At 62.0% G+C, this 17190-nt stretch carries 8 protein-coding genes and 3 pseudogenes; 4 read left to right on the forward strand and 7 right to left on the reverse strand.

All coding sequences use genetic code 11. The features are described 5' to 3' along the window. Positions 1 to 34 precede the first annotated feature (34 nt). The 3 genes from ASF43_RS07935 to ASF43_RS07945 all read left to right on the forward strand — a co-directional run bounded on the left by ASF43_RS07935 (position 35) and on the right by ASF43_RS07945 (position 6564). Complete coding sequence (locus ASF43_RS07935; protein WP_056178669.1) at positions 35 to 1162, forward strand: IS110 family transposase; 1128 nt, start codon at positions 35 to 37, stop codon at positions 1160 to 1162. Between the two features lie 1077 nt (positions 1163 to 2239). Then, positions 2240 to 5122, forward strand: a complete 2883-nt coding sequence (locus ASF43_RS29750; protein ID WP_162241779.1) for an N-6 DNA methylase — start codon at positions 2240 to 2242, stop codon at positions 5120 to 5122. Then, a complete protein-coding gene (locus tag ASF43_RS07945; protein ID WP_156373201.1) occupies positions 5119 to 6564 on the forward strand; it encodes a hypothetical protein in 1446 nt (481 codons plus the stop codon). The genes ASF43_RS29750 and ASF43_RS07945 overlap by 4 nt, the downstream gene beginning before the upstream one ends. A 224-nt stretch (positions 6565 to 6788) precedes the next feature. On the opposite strand, the pseudogene ASF43_RS07950 reads toward ASF43_RS07945, so the two are convergent. Beyond that, positions 6789 to 7055 (reverse strand): annotated as a pseudogene (locus ASF43_RS07950) (transposase domain-containing protein); the annotation flags it as partial. Positions 7056 to 7197: 142 nt separating this feature from the next. On the opposite strand from ASF43_RS07950, the gene ASF43_RS07955 reads away from it, so the two are divergent. Then, entirely contained in the window at positions 7198 to 7680 is a 483-nt protein-coding gene (locus tag ASF43_RS07955) for a site-specific integrase (RefSeq protein ID WP_082497695.1), read from the forward strand. A 294-nt stretch (positions 7681 to 7974) separates the two neighbouring features. On the opposite strand, the gene ASF43_RS30500 is transcribed toward ASF43_RS07955, so the two are convergent. From ASF43_RS30500 to ASF43_RS07975, 6 genes and pseudogenes are all read right to left on the reverse strand, one after another. Next, complete coding sequence (locus ASF43_RS30500; RefSeq protein WP_156373203.1) at positions 7975 to 9375, reverse strand: hypothetical protein; 1401 nt, start codon at positions 9373 to 9375, stop codon at positions 7975 to 7977. Then, positions 9372 to 11192 carry a hypothetical protein gene (locus ASF43_RS30505; RefSeq protein ID WP_156373204.1) on the reverse strand — a complete coding sequence of 607 codons (1821 nt, stop codon included), beginning with the start codon at positions 11190 to 11192 and terminating at the stop codon, positions 9372 to 9374. Before ASF43_RS30505 ends, ASF43_RS30500 begins: the two co-directional genes overlap by 4 nt. Positions 11193 to 11615: 423 nt before the next feature. Continuing rightward, the gene (locus tag ASF43_RS32015) at positions 11616 to 11741 is read right to left on the reverse strand and encodes a hypothetical protein (RefSeq protein ID WP_255358099.1); all 126 of its coding nucleotides are present in this window, start codon (positions 11739 to 11741) and stop codon (positions 11616 to 11618) included. A 71-nt stretch (positions 11742 to 11812) separates the two neighbouring features. Beyond that, positions 11813 to 12229, reverse strand: a pseudogene (locus tag ASF43_RS07960) (phage integrase N-terminal SAM-like domain-containing protein); the annotation flags it as partial. Positions 12230 to 12342: 113 nt separating this feature from the next. Then, a pseudogene (locus tag ASF43_RS07965) lies at positions 12343 to 13524 on the reverse strand (IS3 family transposase). A 202-nt stretch (positions 13525 to 13726) separates the two neighbouring features. Then, positions 13727 to 17077 (reverse strand): ligand-binding sensor domain-containing diguanylate cyclase, encoded by a 3351-nt coding sequence (locus ASF43_RS07975; protein ID WP_156373205.1) that lies wholly within the window; start codon positions 17075 to 17077, stop codon positions 13727 to 13729. Positions 17078 to 17190: the final 113 nt, after the last annotated feature.

The raw sequence follows: 17190 nt of genomic DNA on the forward strand, positions 1-17190 counted from the left end.
GCAACCCTCAACTGAAACCGCAAAGGAGAATCCCATGGACGACATCACAGGAGCACGGATTGCGCGCGTCGGCGTTGACCTGGCCAAGCAAGTGATTCAAGTTCACGCGGTGGATGCAGCGGGCCAGCGCGTGGCAGTCCGGGCGATCAAGCGCGAACTGTTCTTTGCCTGGTGCACGCAGTTGCCCGCCGGTTGTGTGGTGGCGATGGAGGCTTGCTCAAACGCCCATCACTGGGCGCGCAAGCTGCGCGCGCAGGGGTTGGAACCGCGGCTGATCGCGGCCCACTTCGTCACCCCGTATCGCATGGAAGGCAAAGGCGGCAAGAACGACGCAACCGATGCTGCGGCAATTTGCGAGGCGGCATCGCGACCGAGCATGCGCTTCGTTCCGGTGAAGACTTGCGAGCAGCAAGGCGTGATGAGCCTGCACCGGGTGCGGGAGGGGTTGAAGGAAGAGAGAACGGCCTGCATTAACCAGATCCGCGGTGTCCTGAGCGAGTTCGGTCTGGTGTTTGGCAAAAGCCCCAAGGTCTTGCGTGCCGTCCTGACCGACATCATCGAAGACGCCAGCAGCGAGCTCAGCACGACAGCGCGTCTGGTGCTGCAGCGCGCCTTCGAGCATTGGCGCGAACTAGATGACCACATGCGATGGTGCGACCGCCAAGTCGGCCAGCACGTGCGGTCCAGCCCGGCGGCAAAGCGCGCAGCCAAGGTCATTGGCAACGGCGAACTCGGCGCGTCAGCGCTGACAGCCGGCGTGGGCGACTTCACGCAGTTCAAGAGTGGCCATCAGTTCGGCGCCTGGCTGGGGGTAGTGCCACGCCAGTCGTCAAGCGGCGGCGCGATCCGCCTGGGACGCATCACGAAACGCGGCGACGACTATGTGCGAACGCTCCTGATCCAGGGAGCCAAGGCGGCAGTCATGGGCGCCGACAAACGCGATGATCCGATCTCGCAGTGGTTGGCGCAGCTGACGGCCCGGGTCGGCTGGCAGAAGGCTTGTGTCGCAATGGCCAACAAGAACGCGCGCATCCTGTGGGCGGTCATGACCCGCGAAAAGGGCTTCGACTCCGAGAACGTCAGCATCAAGCCACGGGCCAAGCAGCAGACCGGGGCAGCGACCGTAGACGCCCAGCCGATCTGCGCTCTCAGCGCAGCCTGAAAGCGGCAGCCATCGGGTCAATTCCGCAACAAGTTTCAACGCGGCTACTTCATCCAGCCAAGACGTGCAACCGAAGATGCATTTGACAGGTCAGACCGGCAGCTGGCGAACTCGGTAAACCGTGCGGGGCAGCAATCGAGCCCAACCCCGTACCGCGAATGGAGCCCGGCTGAGCGGTTCGTATCTGGGCCCGCGCCGCGAGCGCAACAAGGCCGTTTGTAGATGTGCAGTCTGTTCTCTGTCGCCCCGCACCTTCACTTGCCGCACGGCCACGGACGAGTAGTCCAACAACCGTCGATCAGGAAAAACGGCCAGTAAGCAGCTTGACGACGGAGGAAGTCCTTGTAGCGAGCGGTTTAGTCCTTAGACTGGTTGCGGACGGTCGACTCTGTAAGCTGAACGACCGCCGGCTCCAGAAGCTGTCGTCCGCAGACCAATACGGCTGGCAACGGAGACGAAGGTGCTGAACAGCTTGGTGGCTTGCACCTTTGCTGAGGCGACAACTACTTTGACGCGCGCCGCCGCTGGTGAACGCCCGGATGCGCCATGACCAGGGCCGTCGGGACGCTGAGCTCCTCGTGGTGCGGCCACCTTCTGGTTCATCGCTTCAGCGTCGAACCTGGCGATGTGACCCTCCAAAAGCCGTGCCTCGCCGGTAGCCATTGGCCGAGCAGTCCTGCGATCAGTCCCATGGGGCGGTGGGTTCGTCAAGGAGCGGGTAGTCTCACATGCGGCGGGCGGATCAACTTCGCGCACAACATTAGTAGGTCGATGGATCTCTTTCGCGATAGGGAAGCCAACGGAGCGAACCCGCCTCGCGCTTGGGCGAGAATCCCGGCAGATCGTCCGTCTGGACACGTAGCCCTCGGGGAAGGGATGGATGAACGTTGCGGAAACGGCAACGAGCAAAGGCAGTGAAGCGATTCAAAGAAGTCCAGAAATGCACGGGCGAGGGACACGACGCGTTCAATACGCGCTTGGCATAGGCCCTTCTCTCCATCCAAACGCAAAGAGGCGCAGGACGCCGACCTAACCACACAAATGGCACGAAGCAGCAAGAATGACACGAGCGCCTCCATGAAGGCCGCCAGCCCGGCGTCCGGCACCGCGGCCGCATCGGAGGGCGACCAGGTCGCAGAGGTTCCCAGCAGCGAGGAGATCAAGGGGATAGTCGCTCACCTCGCCGAGGACCGTTCAGCCGGCAACCCGCTGAAGACTTGGAAGGAACTCGCAGCCGACGACATCGCAGCTTCGGTTGCTCCGTGCGTGTCGGTGAATCTGGCAAAGTCCAGCGTTCGCTACTCGGACGCCATCGAGAAGGGCCGCGAGATCGAGGTTCTCGGCGATGAGGAGCTTGCGCGCGCGTGGATGGTGAACCGGCTCGCCCACAAGCTCGGCTACAAGCCGTCCTGCATCAAGCTTGAAACCACATACCTCGCGGGGCGCGGGAAGGCTGGCACCTCGGAGAATTCCGTCCGCATCGATGCGATTCTTGAGCAAGAGGACGGGACCCCCTTTTACTTCGTCGAGGTCAAGGCTCCCGAGAAATACGAGCGGGACAAGATTCTCATCGACCGGCAGCTGTTCTCGGTCGCGGCCCTCCATCAGAGCAAGACGGGCAAGAAGCCTAAGTTCCTTGTCTACTACACGGTCGAGGAGATTGGCGGAACCCTACGAGACCGGGCCACCGTGATCGACTATGAAAAATATTCGACCTACGACTCGTGGTTCCAAGCTGGCATGCCGTCGGTGTCGGACTCGCTGAGCGAGAAATACGCCAGGCCCAAGAAGCCTCCCTATGTCCGTAAGGGAGCGCGCGACTTGATCAGCGAGTTTTCTCCCAGCGAGGTGAAGACTCTGGCCACGAGCCTGCACAACGTCCTGTGGGGAGGCGGCAGCACCGGCGACACGGAGGTATTCACCTCGCTAGTCAACATCATCCTGGCGAAGATCCAGGACGAATACGACACGCCGGACGACGAGTCCTACCGCTTCCAGGTGTTTCAGCACGGCGATTCCGTGGAGAGCCCAGAGGCCATTTACGAGCGGCTCAACGGCGTCTACCGTGTAGCGCTGGCCAAGCAACTAGGGAAGCAAGGGGACCTCGCCGAGCAGCAGATCGTCAACCGTGAGAAGTTCCCGTTGGCGAAACTGGCCTTTGCTGTTGCGCAGATCGAGAAATACTCGTTCGTCGATGGCAAAAACTCGCTGAACGGACGCGACCTGCTGGGCGACTTCTTCGAGCAGATTCAGCGCGACGGCTTCAAGCAGTCCAAGGGCCAGTTTTTCACTCCTGTGAACGTGGTTAGGTTCATGCTCTACGCGGTGGGGCTCGACGACCTCGCGGTCGAAATGGTCAACAACCAGCAGAAATTGCCCATGATCATCGACCCCTCATGCGGCAGCGCGACCTTCCTGATCGAGGCGATGAAAATGGTCACCTCCGAAATCAAAGGTCGCCAAAAGGGTAAGCTCAAGAGGGCCAGGCAGGTGCAGGACACATACGAGTCAATGTTCATGCCGGAACACCGCTCGCATCGCTGGGCGCGCGAGTTCCTCTATGGCATCGAGCACAACTTTGACCTCGCGACCGCGGCCAAGGTCAACATGATCCTGCACGGAGACGGCTCCACCAACATCTTTCACAAAGACGGCCTTAAGCCCTTCTCGGCCTATGAGCACCCTCCGGCGGCGGGCTCGCCTAACGCGCTCGCGGTGCGCACGCCCAACGACGCGTATGGAAAGAAGGACGTTAACGGCCAATTCCATGTGATCGTCAGCAATCCGCCTTTTAGTGTGGACCTCGATGACGACACCAAGAAGACGCTGGCCCGCAGCTTCCTGTTCGGCACCAAGAAGAACTCAGAGAACCTCTTCATCGAGCGCTATTGGCAGTTACTCAAGGAAGGTGGCCGCATGGCGATCGTTCTGCCGGAGAGCGTCTTCGACACAACCGAGAACAAATATATACGGCTCTTCATCTTCCAGTTCTTCCATGTCCGGGCAGTGGTGAGCCTGCCGCAGGTGGCGTTTGCGCCCTACACGAGCACGAAGACGAGCATATTGTTCGCGCAGAAGAAGTTTGAGGACGAAGTGGCGCGTTGGCGAGACCTGTGGGCCGCGCAGTCTTCGCGCTACGGCAAGCTCTCCCGCCGCGTCGAGAATCACTTCAAAGTGCATTTGGACGGCGCGCCCCGATCAAGCCTTCCATCCGTCAAGGCGGCGAACGACGCAAGCGTCCGCGTCGACGTCGCGGAGCTGCTGGGCGAGGCGCTGACTGCCGAGGAGAAAGCCCTTCCGATCCCCGAGCTGCTGCGGCGCAAGAGGCGCGCGCTCGACCTAGCGCTTGAGGCTGACACGGACGCAGCGGAAGTCTTCGGTCGGGTGAATTGGAACTGGGTGATGCGGGAGATGCTGGTGCAGTCGCAACTCGAAGCCGAGAATAGCGGGGACCCCTCTTTGGAGCAGAACACGGAGATGTTCCTGGCCGAGGCCACGCACATCGGCTACAAGCGATCCAAGCGCGGAGAGATCACCCAGCCCAACGAGCTGTTCTCCCTGGAGGTCGCCCCGTCAAGCGTAGATCCCGGGGCCGTTGACGCAAACTACGCGAAAGTCATTAAGGACGTCGAGCAGCGCGGCAACGCGGCCAAAGCTCGCAGGAAGCTGGCCGACTCCTCCGACGCCCCCGACGAGAAGGCCACCGCCCTGGCGCTGGCCCTCGAAACCAAGCTCGCGGAGCTTGTGTTGGAGCGCGCCCGCGTCGAGGCGGTCCTCAACAGGTGCTATGACGGCGCTGGCGCGTTGAAGGCGGCCCATAGGGATCGGACGGACCCCGAGCTGCGCGCCGTCTTCGAGCTGCCGGCCATGTCGCACCTGCGCAGCGCCGAGATCCTCCTCGACCCTTCGCAGCCGGCGACGATCCTAGACGCCATACGGGCGAGGAGGATGTGGAAGTGAGCGCCGCTTTTAGCTCGGCGAGGTATCTGGACGCGTGCGCCAGCTCGGGACTCAGGCTCAGCGCGCCGATGCTCAGGCGATTTGCGACCCACCCCGAGCCGCTTGCCCTCGTGCCTGGAAGTGCATACCCCCGCGTAAGCATCCGCGACCTTTCAATCGACTCAACGGCGCGGGTGGTCAAGAAGGGCGACTTGGTGGAGCCGGCCCAGCTGGTGGACTTGGAGAATGTGGGGCCTTGGGGTGCCGTGTTCGACGTCGTGGAGGTCTCGTCCATAGGATCTAACCGCCTGCTCTTTGGGGACTGTGACGTCCTGACCTCCAAACTGCGACCCTATCTTGGGAAGACTATCCACAACGCGTTTCCCGAAGGGATGGGCACAACCGAATGGGTTCCGTTGAAGGTCGACCCTGAGCGGCTGCGGCCGCGCCTGCTCGGCTACCTCCTCCAAAGCAGCCACTACTCCAAGATGTCTGCGGCATTCATGGCCGGCAAGCAGCATCCCCGCATCGCGCCTGAGGACATCCTCAGCCTCCAAGTCCCTCTGCCCACGCCGGGCGAGCAGGACGCTTTGATCTCGGTCCTGGACGTGTTGTCAGCGAAGTGCGAGGGCCTGCAGAGGGCGATTGGCAGCGAGTTGGACTTGGTCGATAGCTTCTTCGAGCGGCGTTTCGGTTTGAGCGTCTCGAAGCTTGAGGCTGAGATGGAGCGCCGCCAGCGCGGCTTGCAAGTTTCACGGGTCGCGGCCAATCCCGACCTGCGGTTCAGCTTCAAATTCCACGCCCCCAGCGTCGAGTTCGCCTTGGGGGCGCTTAAGGCCCTGCCGCACAGGCGCACGGGCGATTTCCTCTCGGAGGAGATCGTCTTGGGCGCGGGCGTTTCGCCAAGCGACTACGATGAGGACGGCAAGCGGCTCTACCTGTCGATGGCCACAATCAAGTCGTGGGAGTTCGATTCCTCGGCAGCCAACGGCGTCGCCGACGCCTACTTCTACTCTAACGCCAACAAATCCGTCAGGGCCGACGACCTGCTGATGGCCCGCTCGGGCGAAGGCACCATCGGAAAGGTCGCGCTAGTGCCGGCCGGCGTAGAGGGCGTCTGCTCCGACTTCACCATGCGCGTCCGCTTCGACCAGAAGCGATGCCTCCCATCGTTCGCTCGGTTCTACTTCATGTCGAAGTATTTCCAGCACGCGGTCTACGGCGAGAAGAAGGGTTTGGGCAACAACACCAACATCTTCCCGGTCCAGCTGCGCGAGCTGCCGTTCTTGGACATCACTGTCGAAGAGCAAACAGAGGCAGTGAAGGAACTCGCCGTGCTTCGGGATGGGCACATCCGCGAGAAGTTAGAAATTGGCAAGCTCCGGGCTCGGATGGAGGAGGCGCTGACCTTGGCCCTACTCGGCAAGCCGTATTCGCAGCTCGCAGCGAACGCGGGCCCGTGAGCTCCGGTGTGTGGGCGCGGCTGACAGGGGGCCGGCGGCAGCTCCCGCGCTTTCCGGCCAGGCGCGTCAGGCGTAGACCGACTGCGATTTTCTTCGATTGTTCGGAACCGGACCCTTCGCGGCCGCGGCGGTCGCTAAAGTTGTCCAGGCCTGACGTGCTGATCGAACGTAATAGTCCGACGAGGGTGAGCGGCTGGCCGCCCCATCTTGACGGCGATCAGCGCTCAGGACTGCACTGATGTCCAGCGATGCGGCAGCAGCTCGGCGAGTTGGGAGTTGGGCAGTGCAGGCAGACGCTGCAGCACATCACGCAGGTAGGCCCAGGGATCATGCCCGTTGATCCGTGCCGACTGAACCAAGCTCATGATGATGGCGGCCCGTTGACCTGCAAGTTCACTGCCCACGAACTGCCAGGCGCGGCGTCCCATCGCCCACGGCTTGATTTGCCGTTCCAGGTGGTTGTTGTCCAGCGCCACGGCGCCGTCTGCCACGGACCGCGCCGACCGCAACCTGGCGGGCGACCTGCGTGGCGCCTTGGAGGTTCCGCGGGTCAAGCACCGGCCGGCGTTGACGACGCGGCGCGAGTTCGGCGAGTTCCTGCGCAACCTGCTGACCTACGAGAACTGTCAGCCGATGACCAGGCTGGCGGCCCGCCTTGCAGTGCTGACGTGGACCAGACCCGTTGAGCTGCGCACGGCGCGCTGGGAACACTTCGACCTTGAGGCCAAGGAGTGGCGGATTCCGGCCGCAAACATGAAGGAGGGCAAGCACCTGCAAGCCCACACGGTGCCACTGTCCGCTCAGGCTTTGTCGGTGCTTGCCGAACTGCGTGCGCTCAATGGGGAGCGTGTGCAGTGGCTGTTTCCAAGCAACCACGCTGCCGACAGCATCATGAGCGAAAACACCTTGAACTTGTTGTTCAAGAGGATGGGCTACGAAGGAAAGCAAAGCCACCATGGACTGCGGGCCTCGGCGCGTAGCCTGTTGTCTGAGCGGGGCTGGTCAGCGGCGGCGCTGGAGACGCAGTTGGACCATGCGGAGCGCAGTAAGGTTGTGGCGGCCTACGCGCGAAGCGAGCATCTCGTCGGCGAAGGATCATGGACGACTGAGGCGTAGTGGTTGCTGTTATGGAAGGTGGCCAGCAGCATGATGGATCGGAAGTTGTACCCTACACCGCAACGGGCGAGAAATAGCTCAATTAAGGAAAACTTGTCGAGCACATCTGGAGCGGGTTTATACAGATCTCGGTTAGCTGTAGACAACAGATCTACGATGACAAAGTCTCGGTTGCGCTGTGAGCCTGCGCAGCCTCGCTCAACCAGTGTGGGTTGGATTGGCGCCCCGACCTGATTTCTCCATCCCCGGGGGGCAGCCCTTTGATTAAACGCGAAACATAAGAATACCGAAAGCCTAGTCGTAATATCTCAACCTATGGATGTCCGAAAAAAAAGCCAACGTTCCATGATAGCCGCTCTTTAGCGGGCCTTTCCTGACATACTCGAAATACTCTTTAACCTTGGCGCTCTCGAACGCTCTCGGATCCATGACCACCCATGCGACGTATCCGAAAGGCGACGAAGCGACTGCGTGTGACGCGGAATAGGATGGAATAAAGCTATCCCAAGTTCGCCCTGGCGGAGGGGGTGGCATGTAAAGTGGGGTGAGTTTCTGTAGAAGTGTATTAGTTCGAATGCTGCGCACATAGTAGTCTGTCGACACTAGTAGCAGCCTATTCTCGTTGTAAGGAATGGATAATATATCGGAATAAATTGAAACTCGCGAAGCGAGACTGCAGCGTTGGATCTGCTCATCATAATTTTGCACCATTTGATCAGATCTTAGAATGGAGCACAGGTATCGAGAAAATCTTCTTGGATGGCTAGATTTTGTATCACCTAAAGTAGCGATTTCGACATCTAAATCTCGGATCCCCATGTCGATATCCGCCCAATTAACGATTTGGTTTGGCTGCAAAAAGCAACTTGAATAAGAAAATGTATCATTGCCAGAAATAGGGCCTGGAAGGTTTTCTTTTTTATACTGATTAATTGTTGCGTAGACATTTGTCCCTAGAATTAGATTGCTGTCATTGTCTCTCATCAGGCAGTCGTTAGAATCAAAATTATCCAGCTTCTTCTCAAATTCCTCTTGGCTGGGCTGCACTTTCAGTGCAACACACGACTTTTTGGATATGTTCTTTGAGTTGATTTTCCATGGGGGCGAGCAGGGTTGGCCAACCAAGCTTGCGGCAGTAATATACGATGGGGGTAACCAGTTTGGAAGCATCTCAGCTTTGGCTTGAAGCGCGACAAACGAAAAAATGCCGAGAGGAAATACTATTGGTTGTCTTGGTCCAAAGATAACCTTTGGGCATTCTTCTACAATTTTCTTCCAAGATGTTTCTTGAAACTTCTCTTGAAATACTATCGGAATGCTTAAAATAATTATCGGATACTGTTCGTCCCCGAAGGGCGAAGACTCCCTCAGAAGCGATCTGCAAATTACATCGATCCACTGCTCTTGATAGAAATCGACCTTTTTAACTTCGATTGTTGATATCTTTAGATCGTCGGCGCTGAGCTCGGTCATGACCTCTATCTGGTCTGTGAAAATATCAAATATTTTCCCAAGATCGAGCTTCTTAAAAGCGGCATCAAGAACTTCTTCTTGCTTTCCAATTGCTGCTTCATGCATGGAAGATGCGAGTCTCGCCATCGCATCAACCTGAGCATTCACAGAAAATGGCATGAAAATAAGCGAAAAAAGTCCTGCCAGGCCATACTCAAATCTCGCACAGATCGAGCGGATCATTTCTGTACTCCAGGAGGTATTGCAGAATACGCTGGCACACTTTGATCTGGATATTGAAATGGTTTTGGAGTTGGCGTCGATGCACTCGAATGATAGAGTTCCGCGCTCGTCGGAAGATTTGGGTCTATTGAGAAGTAGAAGTTAGAGCGGTTCGCATCGAAGCTTGTTGCCGACCCCATGGGATCGTTTAGGCCACCCCCACAGCGGCCAATAAATCCCGAAGAAGAAACCTCGCATCCGCAACGTGCGTTAGCGCATTCGGGAGCTATTGGTAGGCGGGGAGGTCCAGAGCCAGGAGCTAAGCCTTCTGGCGCAGCCGTGGTCGAAACTTCAGTACTGCTTTGGTTACCGTCTAAAACGGTCTTGCTCCCCACGCCCTCAGATGAAGTTCCCGCACCGCCCGCAGGTTTTGGTTGGTCTGGTTTTTCTCCTCCAACACCGCCTTCTTTGTCATCTTCTGGTACGTTGCCTGAGCCTGTCCCTTCCGCTTGCCCATCATCCTCGGACTTCTCTGGTTTCCCCCCAATGAAACCGTCTTTTAAGCACGAGTCTACGCATTTCGACATTTTTTCACCAGACATATTATTTCTGTAATTATCGAACAATAGGTCCAAATTATCACTAAACTCCTGCGAGTTCTTTGAAGTCGCTAATTCTTTAGTGTCATAGCCTAACATTCCAACTGTCCTAATGGTTTCCTTCGTGGCACACCCGGATGTGCAGACTAGATCATTACCAGCTAACATTGACGAGGAGGTTGAGGCCGCGACCGCTTTTGCGGCTGCAAGATTTTCTTGGCTGGAAATCGATGTTCTTCTGGCGCCTCGCTCGGCCTGCATCAATTGCATTCCATTATTTAGTGGGAAATCTTGGTTCTTCGATGGAGGTAATTGTTGCTCAGCGAATCCAATGGGTACTCCTCCAGGAAACATCGACTCTGGCATCCTTTGGAAGCTCACTGGAACTTGACAGAGGGGGCAAAAGGCACCGCTGAAAGGCGTGCTCTCTAAAACTCCTACCCCGCCTTGCGATTTTTTGCTAGGTATTAATGTCGTCTCTTGTGCTCGAGCGATAGCTGCGGTTCCCACTAAAGCCATTGCCAAAGGAATAGGGTTGTTGCTAGCCCCCGAAATGTCTGCTGGCATCTTGAAATCGGATGCAGCATTTCTCGGTACCCCAGGACCAAATGCATCGGCAGGTATTGGTTTCTTCGAGAATACTGATTGACTTCCTGACGGTGCCGAGAATAACCTAAAATCGTCAAGTCCAATAGATTTCCCAGATAGCTGCGACATATAGCTGGAGAAATCAGCTGGTCCATTCAAACGTGTTACACCCGCAAACTCTAGAATCTCTTTTGTGGTGCCGAGATTTAGCTTTTCGACCATCCCTGGACTCAGATACTCGATTGCCAGCAGCGCCTGAGATTTAACCTTTTCGCTTCGTTCCCCAAACGGTGAGTTGGAAAGTGAGCTCAGATCGACCATTCCCATTGCAGGTCCAACTACTGCACTGTGAATTCCAAATTTCGCAATATCACGGAACAGATCGCGCTGAATGCTTTTCGTACTAGCGGTAAGTCCTGCAGAGGACATGGCGGCCGAGAGCATCTCTACCGCAAGAGCAGCGCGCGCAACTTGATATGCACCTAAGTCATATTGACACAGGGGTGAACCTAGTAGATTTGCTCCCATGCGTGCGCAGCTTATTGGGTCCTCCTGAAGCAAGTTCTGTCCAAGCGCGGTCGTTGCTTTGCAGCCGGATGCCCAGATGATCAGGGTTGTCGCTAATACGCAAAGAAAATTCGGTCTTAGCATGGTCACTCCTTGTGGGAGTAGCGGTTTTACGCCGAATGTCAGCGGTCGTCCATACAGTATCTTATTGATACCAACTTGGTGAAAAGGGTTGACGTACCCTAACTGCTGAACTTGGACAGCATCGGATCGGGCAGACCGCCGACCTCACGATTGCGCTCGCAACGCTCTCGAAGGACCCAACCGCAGATGTGCACGACCTGGGCCAGCATGCCGGCGGTGGGGATGCCGTTGTCTATCACATGCGCGGACGCCGACGCCTGCACTAACAGGCCGTTGAAATACCGTCGATGACCGTGCCTGCGGATCTTGGAGATCGGTCCAGTGTGGTCATGTGACCCAGAGAATTGGTTTGGGCCGTCAGGCAGTCGCCAGCACGGTACTTCTGCAGCCCCAAATTGGTGTTTTCGACGCATTTGTCGCTGCTCAAACGTATGGCGGACGCACCTGTGTCGAGGTGCGCAAGCGCGTGAGGTTGTAGGCCGCCATGGTCATCGAACCGTCCCAGTTGCGTTGACACAGCAGCTTGAAGTCGTGGTTCAAGTCGCGCATGGGTCGTTTCTTTTCATTCCTCATCCTGTCGGCGCCGATTCAATCTTGACCCCCAGATGGTCAGTTTTGCGTCGGCGCCAACAGCCATAGGCCACCGACAGCGCGGCCTGGTGCTTGACGTTGGTAGCAGCGGCGATCAGGCGCGTGGTCTCCTGCACGCTGAGCACAACGGGCACCTTGTGCGGCAGCTTGACCGGATGCATGCGGGCCATCAGGTCCACGCGCTGCAGCGTGACGTCGAAGAAGAAGCGCAGGCCGGTCTGCGTGGCGTTCAGCGTCATGGGCGAAGTGCCCGCATCCACCAGGTGGAGTTGGAAGTTGCGCAGGTCTTCCACGCTGGCCGTGTCCGGCGAGCGGTGCAGGTAGGCGGCTAGCTTGCGCACGGCCCGGATGTAGGCCACCTGCGTGCGCGGATCCAGCTTGCGGATGCGCATGTCTTCGAGCATGCGCTGGCGCAATGGCGTGACCGTAGGAATGATAGTGTCCATGGTTGCAGCTCCGTCGATGAGCGAGGCGGGATTGCCTCGAGATCGACGGTGGCAGCAACGCGGGAATCAAGCACTGAGGTTGCCCCTGAAAACCGGAGTGCGTAGCCCGATCTTCAAGCGGCAGATTTGCGCTGCGCCGCCAACCAGCGTTGTTCGAACTGCATCGGGCTGAGGTAGCCCAGCGCCGAATGTAGCCGCGAGTGGTTGTAGAAGGCGATCCAGTCCATGGCGCGTGGCAAACCGCTGGCCGTGAACGCAGGCCGTCTTCAGCCGTCCCCACAGGCTTTCGGTGGGGGCGTTGTCCCAGCAGTTGCCCTTGCGAGACATCGAGCTGCGCATGCCCCAGGCCTTCAGGGTGTCCTGGAAGTCCTGGCTGCAATACTGGCTGCCTCTGTCGCTATGAAAGATCAGGCCCGCAGCCGGCCTGCGCCGAAAGCAGGCCATCAGCAGCGCGTCCTTGACCAGCGAGGTCTGCATGTGCGCCTGCAGGCTCCAGCCCACCACCTGGCGGCTGTGCAGGTCCAGTACGGCGGCCAGGTACAGCCAGCCCTCGTCGGTGGCGATGTAGGTGATGTCGCCGCTCCACACCATGTTGGGCGCTGCCGGCGTGAAACGACGCTGCACCAGGTCCGGGGCCACTGGCAAACGGTGTGCGCTGTCGGTGGTCACCACGAACTTGCGTTTGCCCTTGGCCCGAATGCCGTGGCGCTGCATCAACCGGCGTACCCGCTCCTTGCCCACGCGCAGGCCGCGGGCCAGCAGCTCACGGTGCATGCGCGGCCAGCCGTACTCGCCGCGCAACTGCTCGTGGATGGCTCGGATGTGGACCAGCAAGGCGTCGTCGCTGTGCCGCCGGCATCCGCCGTGCTTGGGATCTCGCGTGGAAGCATCCCAGCGGAAATATCCGCTGGCGCTGACCTGCAGCACCTGGCACATCAGCGTGATCGGCCAGCGCCCCTTCATCGAGAAAATCCAGGCGTACCTTGCAGCACGTCCTGCGCAAAGTACGCCGCGGCTTTTTTTGCGATGTCGCGCTCCATCGTCAGCCGGGCCACCTGCGCCTTCAGCCGCGCGATCTCCGCCTGCTCAGGCGTGACCGTCGGCGTCGTGGTCTTGCCTTCTGGCGTCAGCGCCAACTGGCCCTTCGCATCGGCCCGCACCCAGTTCGTCAGGCTCGCCTTGGGCATGCCCAGCGTCGCGGCCACGGCCGAAGCGGCGCGCCCGGCCTTGACCTGCCGCACGGCCTCCTGCTTGAACTCCAGCGTGTACTTCGCTCTCGTTTGCTTCTCGTTCAATTCATGCTCCCGTCCCGGCATTCTCCGGGCTGGGGCTATGCACTCCAGGATCCGAGGGCAACCTCACACCCAGGCGTCGCGCGGAGCGCCTGCCGCGCGAGCGGCTTAGTCCGCCGCTGCACAACTGACGTCCCGGTTGAAGGGTCGATGTCGGCACGGGCGCAAACGGGTCAGTCAGTTTCCCATCGTGCTCCTCCACGAATCAGAAAGAGTAGGGCGTGCCAGCAAAACTTGCGGCCGCACGCCAGGCCTCGGCGGGCATCGATGCGCTGACCACCAGGTCGCCATCGTCTGCCCAGGCGGCGATGGAGCGGCCGGCCTGGGCTTGGAGCGCACCGGCATCACGGGCCCGCGAGTCCACCAGCCCGATCCAGCCGTTGCGCCCGCTGTGTTTGGCGACGTAGAGCGCGCGGTCGGCCAGGGCGACGGTGTCCATCCAGGCCAGCGCCCGCGGCACCGCCATCGCGAGCGGGAACGCGGCAAACCCCACCGAGCAGGTCCGCCGCAGCGTGGCGCCGGTGCCCAGGTCGAACGGCGTCCCGCCGATCTCCTGGCGCACGCGTTCGGCCAGCGCCGCCGCCTCGCGGCGCGATGTGCCCCGGGCCACGACCAGGAACTCCTCGCCGCCCCAGCGCACCAGGTGATCGGACTCGCGGAACACCGCACGCAGGCGCCGGGCCACATCGACCAGCACCGCATCGCCGGCGGCATGGCCGTGCCGGTCGTTGATCTCCTTGAAGTGGTCGATGTCGATCACGAAAAAGATCAGGTCGTCACCCTCCAGCGGCGGCTGCCCGCGCTGCTGGCGGTCGGCGATGCGGCGCTCGACCAGCTTGACCTCCGGCTCCAGGTGCTGCGACAGGTAGCGGCGGTTGCGCAGGCCGGTCAGCGGATCGGTGAGGCTGGACTGCTCCAGCGCGCGGGCCGTGGCCTCGATCTCGCGGGTGCGCGCACGCACCAGGGCTTCGAGCCGCGCCTGGTCGGCGCGCAGGCGCCGCGTGCGCCACTGCACCAGGGCCCAGATGGCGGACCCGGCCAGCCCCACCGCGAGCAGGCGGCTCCACCAGGTCTGCCACCACGCGGGCAGCACATGGACCGCCAGGTTCAACTCCTCGGACTGCCACGGACCCGCGCGGTCGGCCGCGCGCATCTGCAGCGTGTACCGGCCGGGCGGCAGGTGGCCGTAGCTGGCGGTGCGCTGGCCTTCGCCACCCTGGACCCAGGCCGTCTCGTAGCCCTGCAGGCGCCAGGTGTAGTGCACCCGGCGCGGATCGCCGTAGTGCAGCGCGGCCGCCTCGGCCGTCACGCTGCGCACCGAGGGCGGCAGGGTCAGCGGCTGCCCGGGCCGCCACGCCGCCGTGCGCTGGCCGTCCACGCGCAGCTCCGCCAGCCGCAACGGCGGCACGTGGCTCGCCGCATCCACCTGGCGGGCGTCGATGACCAGCAGGCCCTTGGTGCCGCCGAACAGCAGGCGATCGCCGCCCAGCTGCGCGTACGCGCCGAACCAGCCAGTACCGAAGCGCACGCCGTCGGCCGGCGTCAGCGCCTGCATCCGGTCGGCGGCGGGGTCGTAGAGGTGCATGTGGGTCCAGATGCGCCCCTGGCCGTCCTGCATCAGGTTGGCGCCGAACGGCCGGCCGGCCTGGCCCAGGCGCAGGCTGATGCGGTCGAAGCGGGCCACCGGGCCATCGCGTGCGAGCAGCCGGTGCAGCCCGGCGACGGCGGTGTCCACCCACAGCCGTCCCCCCCGGTCGACGAGCAGGCCGATCACCGCCTGGCTGGCCAGGCCTTCGTCTGGCGGCGAGCGCATGGGCCGCAGCCGGTCGTCGCCAGGCGGGCGCCAGTACAGGCCCTGCGCCGTGCCCACCCACAGGGTGCCGTCCTCGTCCTCGGCCAGCGCGTAGACATCGCCGCCCAGCACGCGGGCCGCCTCGCTGCCGGGGGCCGACGCCGCTTCGCCGTTCGCGTCCGTCCAAGCGGCCTCGGGGGCCAGGGCGACGCGCAGCAGCGGGCTGCCCGAGGCACGGGCCGCTGGCGGGCGGCGGTAGAGCCCGTTGCGCGTTGCGATCCAGAGGTTGCCGTCGCGGCCCGCGAGCAAGGCCCGCACCGGTGAGGGCAGGGCCTGCCGTTCCCGGACCTGGCCTTGCGGATCGAGCGCGACCAGCTGGGTGCTGCCAGCCACCCACACCGCGCCTTGGGCGTCCTGCGCCATCGCGTCGACCAGCGGCGCTGCCTCCCCGGGCGGCCACCGCACGGTGCCGCGCACCTGCAGGGACGCGTCCAGGATCGCCACGCCGCCGCGGCGCGTCGCGGCCCAGAGCCGGCCATCGGCCAGCCGCAGCAGGCTGCGCACGTCCGGATCGGACAGCGCGCTGCCGGCCGCCGTGTCGGCGCCGCGCACCCAGATGCCGCGCTGGCGCGGGTCGTGCCGCTGCAGGCCGCCGCCCGGCCCGCCGACCCAGACCGCGCCGGCCTGGTCGCGCAGCATCGCGAAGATCTCGTTGCCGGCCAGGCCACCCGGGCGCCGCGGGTCGTGCTGCAGGCGGGCCTTCAGGGCGCCCTCAGCCAGGTCGCGGCGGTCGATGCCGGTATCGCGCGCGACCCACAGCTCGCCGTCGACCTCGACCATGGAACGGATGGCGCCGGTGCCGCCGGGCAAGGCGTCGTTCCGTGCTACCAGGCGGGCAGGGGACTCCCCCGAGGCATCAACGCGCAGCAGCTCGCCCTGGCGGGTGCCGATCCACAGCCGCCCATCGCCCGTGCGCAGCAAGGCATGGACGGCACGGCGGTCCAGGTCGATGGCCTCGTCGCCCAGGCGAGCGGCGGCCACCACGCGCGTCAAGCCGCCGGCGCCCGGCGTGTAGCGCCAGAGCCCGGCCCAGGTGCCGATCCACAGACCGCCCTGGCCATCAGGCGCGAGCGCCTGCACGTGAGCGTTGTCCAGGGCCTCGGCACCCGCCAGCGGCTGGCGCAGGCCTTGCGCGTCCAGGTGCAGCAGGCCCTGTCCCTCGGTGCCGACCCACAGCCCACCGTCGTCGGCCTCGAGCATGGCCAGCACGCCCGGCCGCGCCTCGCCGTCCTGCCATGCGGGCACGTCGACGACCTGCTCGGTGCGCGGGTCGTACAGCGCGACGCCGCCGGACTCCGGCGCCAGCCACAGGCGGCCGTCGGCGGTGGCGCACATCACCGCCACCCAGCCCAGGCTGCGCCTGGTCGCGTCCGGCGTGGACCGCTCCAGCGGACGGAAGCGGTAGCCGTCGTAGCGCACCAGCCCGTCGCCGGTGCCGACCCACAGGAAACCGTGACGATCCTGCGCGATGGCGCTCACGACATCGCGCGGGATGGCATCGGCGCCGACGCTTTCGAAGCGCAGTGGTGTCAGCGCGCGGTGCGGGGCCGTGGGGTCCGTCGCCTCGCCCGCGCCGGCTGGCGCGGTGACCCACAACAGCGTGGTAGCCACCCACAGCGTGCAGTGGTGCCCCCTGGGCATGGAAAGCCGCAAGCGTTGGCTGTCGCCGGAGGACCGAACAGCCAGGCGGTTGGGCAGATCCATGGGCGCGATCCTAGTTCAGCTAAGACCCATCGCTGTCCAGAATGCCGACCGTTTGCTTCGACGATCGGGCGAGCTTGTCGCAGTCGAGCTATTGAGAAGGTAGTAGCTGCATA

It is taken from the genome of Pseudorhodoferax sp. Leaf267, from assembly GCF_001422405.1.
In the GTDB taxonomy this organism is placed as follows: Bacteria; Pseudomonadota; Gammaproteobacteria; order Burkholderiales; family Burkholderiaceae_C; genus Pseudorhodoferax.

Bases quoted from the DNA above. Each gene is read 5' to 3' on its own strand.
- ASF43_RS07935 (WP_056178669.1), top strand. From the start codon at position 35: ATGGACGACATCACAGGAGCACGGATTGCGCGCGTCGGCGTTGACCTG.
- ASF43_RS29750 (WP_162241779.1), top strand. From the start codon at position 2,240: ATGAAGGCCGCCAGCCCGGCGTCCGGCACCGCGGCCGCATCGGAGGGC.
- ASF43_RS07955 (WP_082497695.1), top strand. From the start codon at position 7,198: ATGACCAGGCTGGCGGCCCGCCTTGCAGTGCTGACGTGGACCAGACCC.
- ASF43_RS30500 (WP_156373203.1), bottom strand. From the start codon at position 9,375: ATGATCCGCTCGATCTGTGCGAGATTTGAGTATGGCCTGGCAGGACTT.
- ASF43_RS30505 (WP_156373204.1), bottom strand. From the start codon at position 11,192: ATGCTAAGACCGAATTTTCTTTGCGTATTAGCGACAACCCTGATCATC.
- ASF43_RS32015 (WP_255358099.1), bottom strand. From the start codon at position 11,741: ATGCGCGACTTGAACCACGACTTCAAGCTGCTGTGTCAACGCAACTGG.
- ASF43_RS07975 (WP_156373205.1), bottom strand. From the start codon at position 17,077: ATGGATCTGCCCAACCGCCTGGCTGTTCGGTCCTCCGGCGACAGCCAA.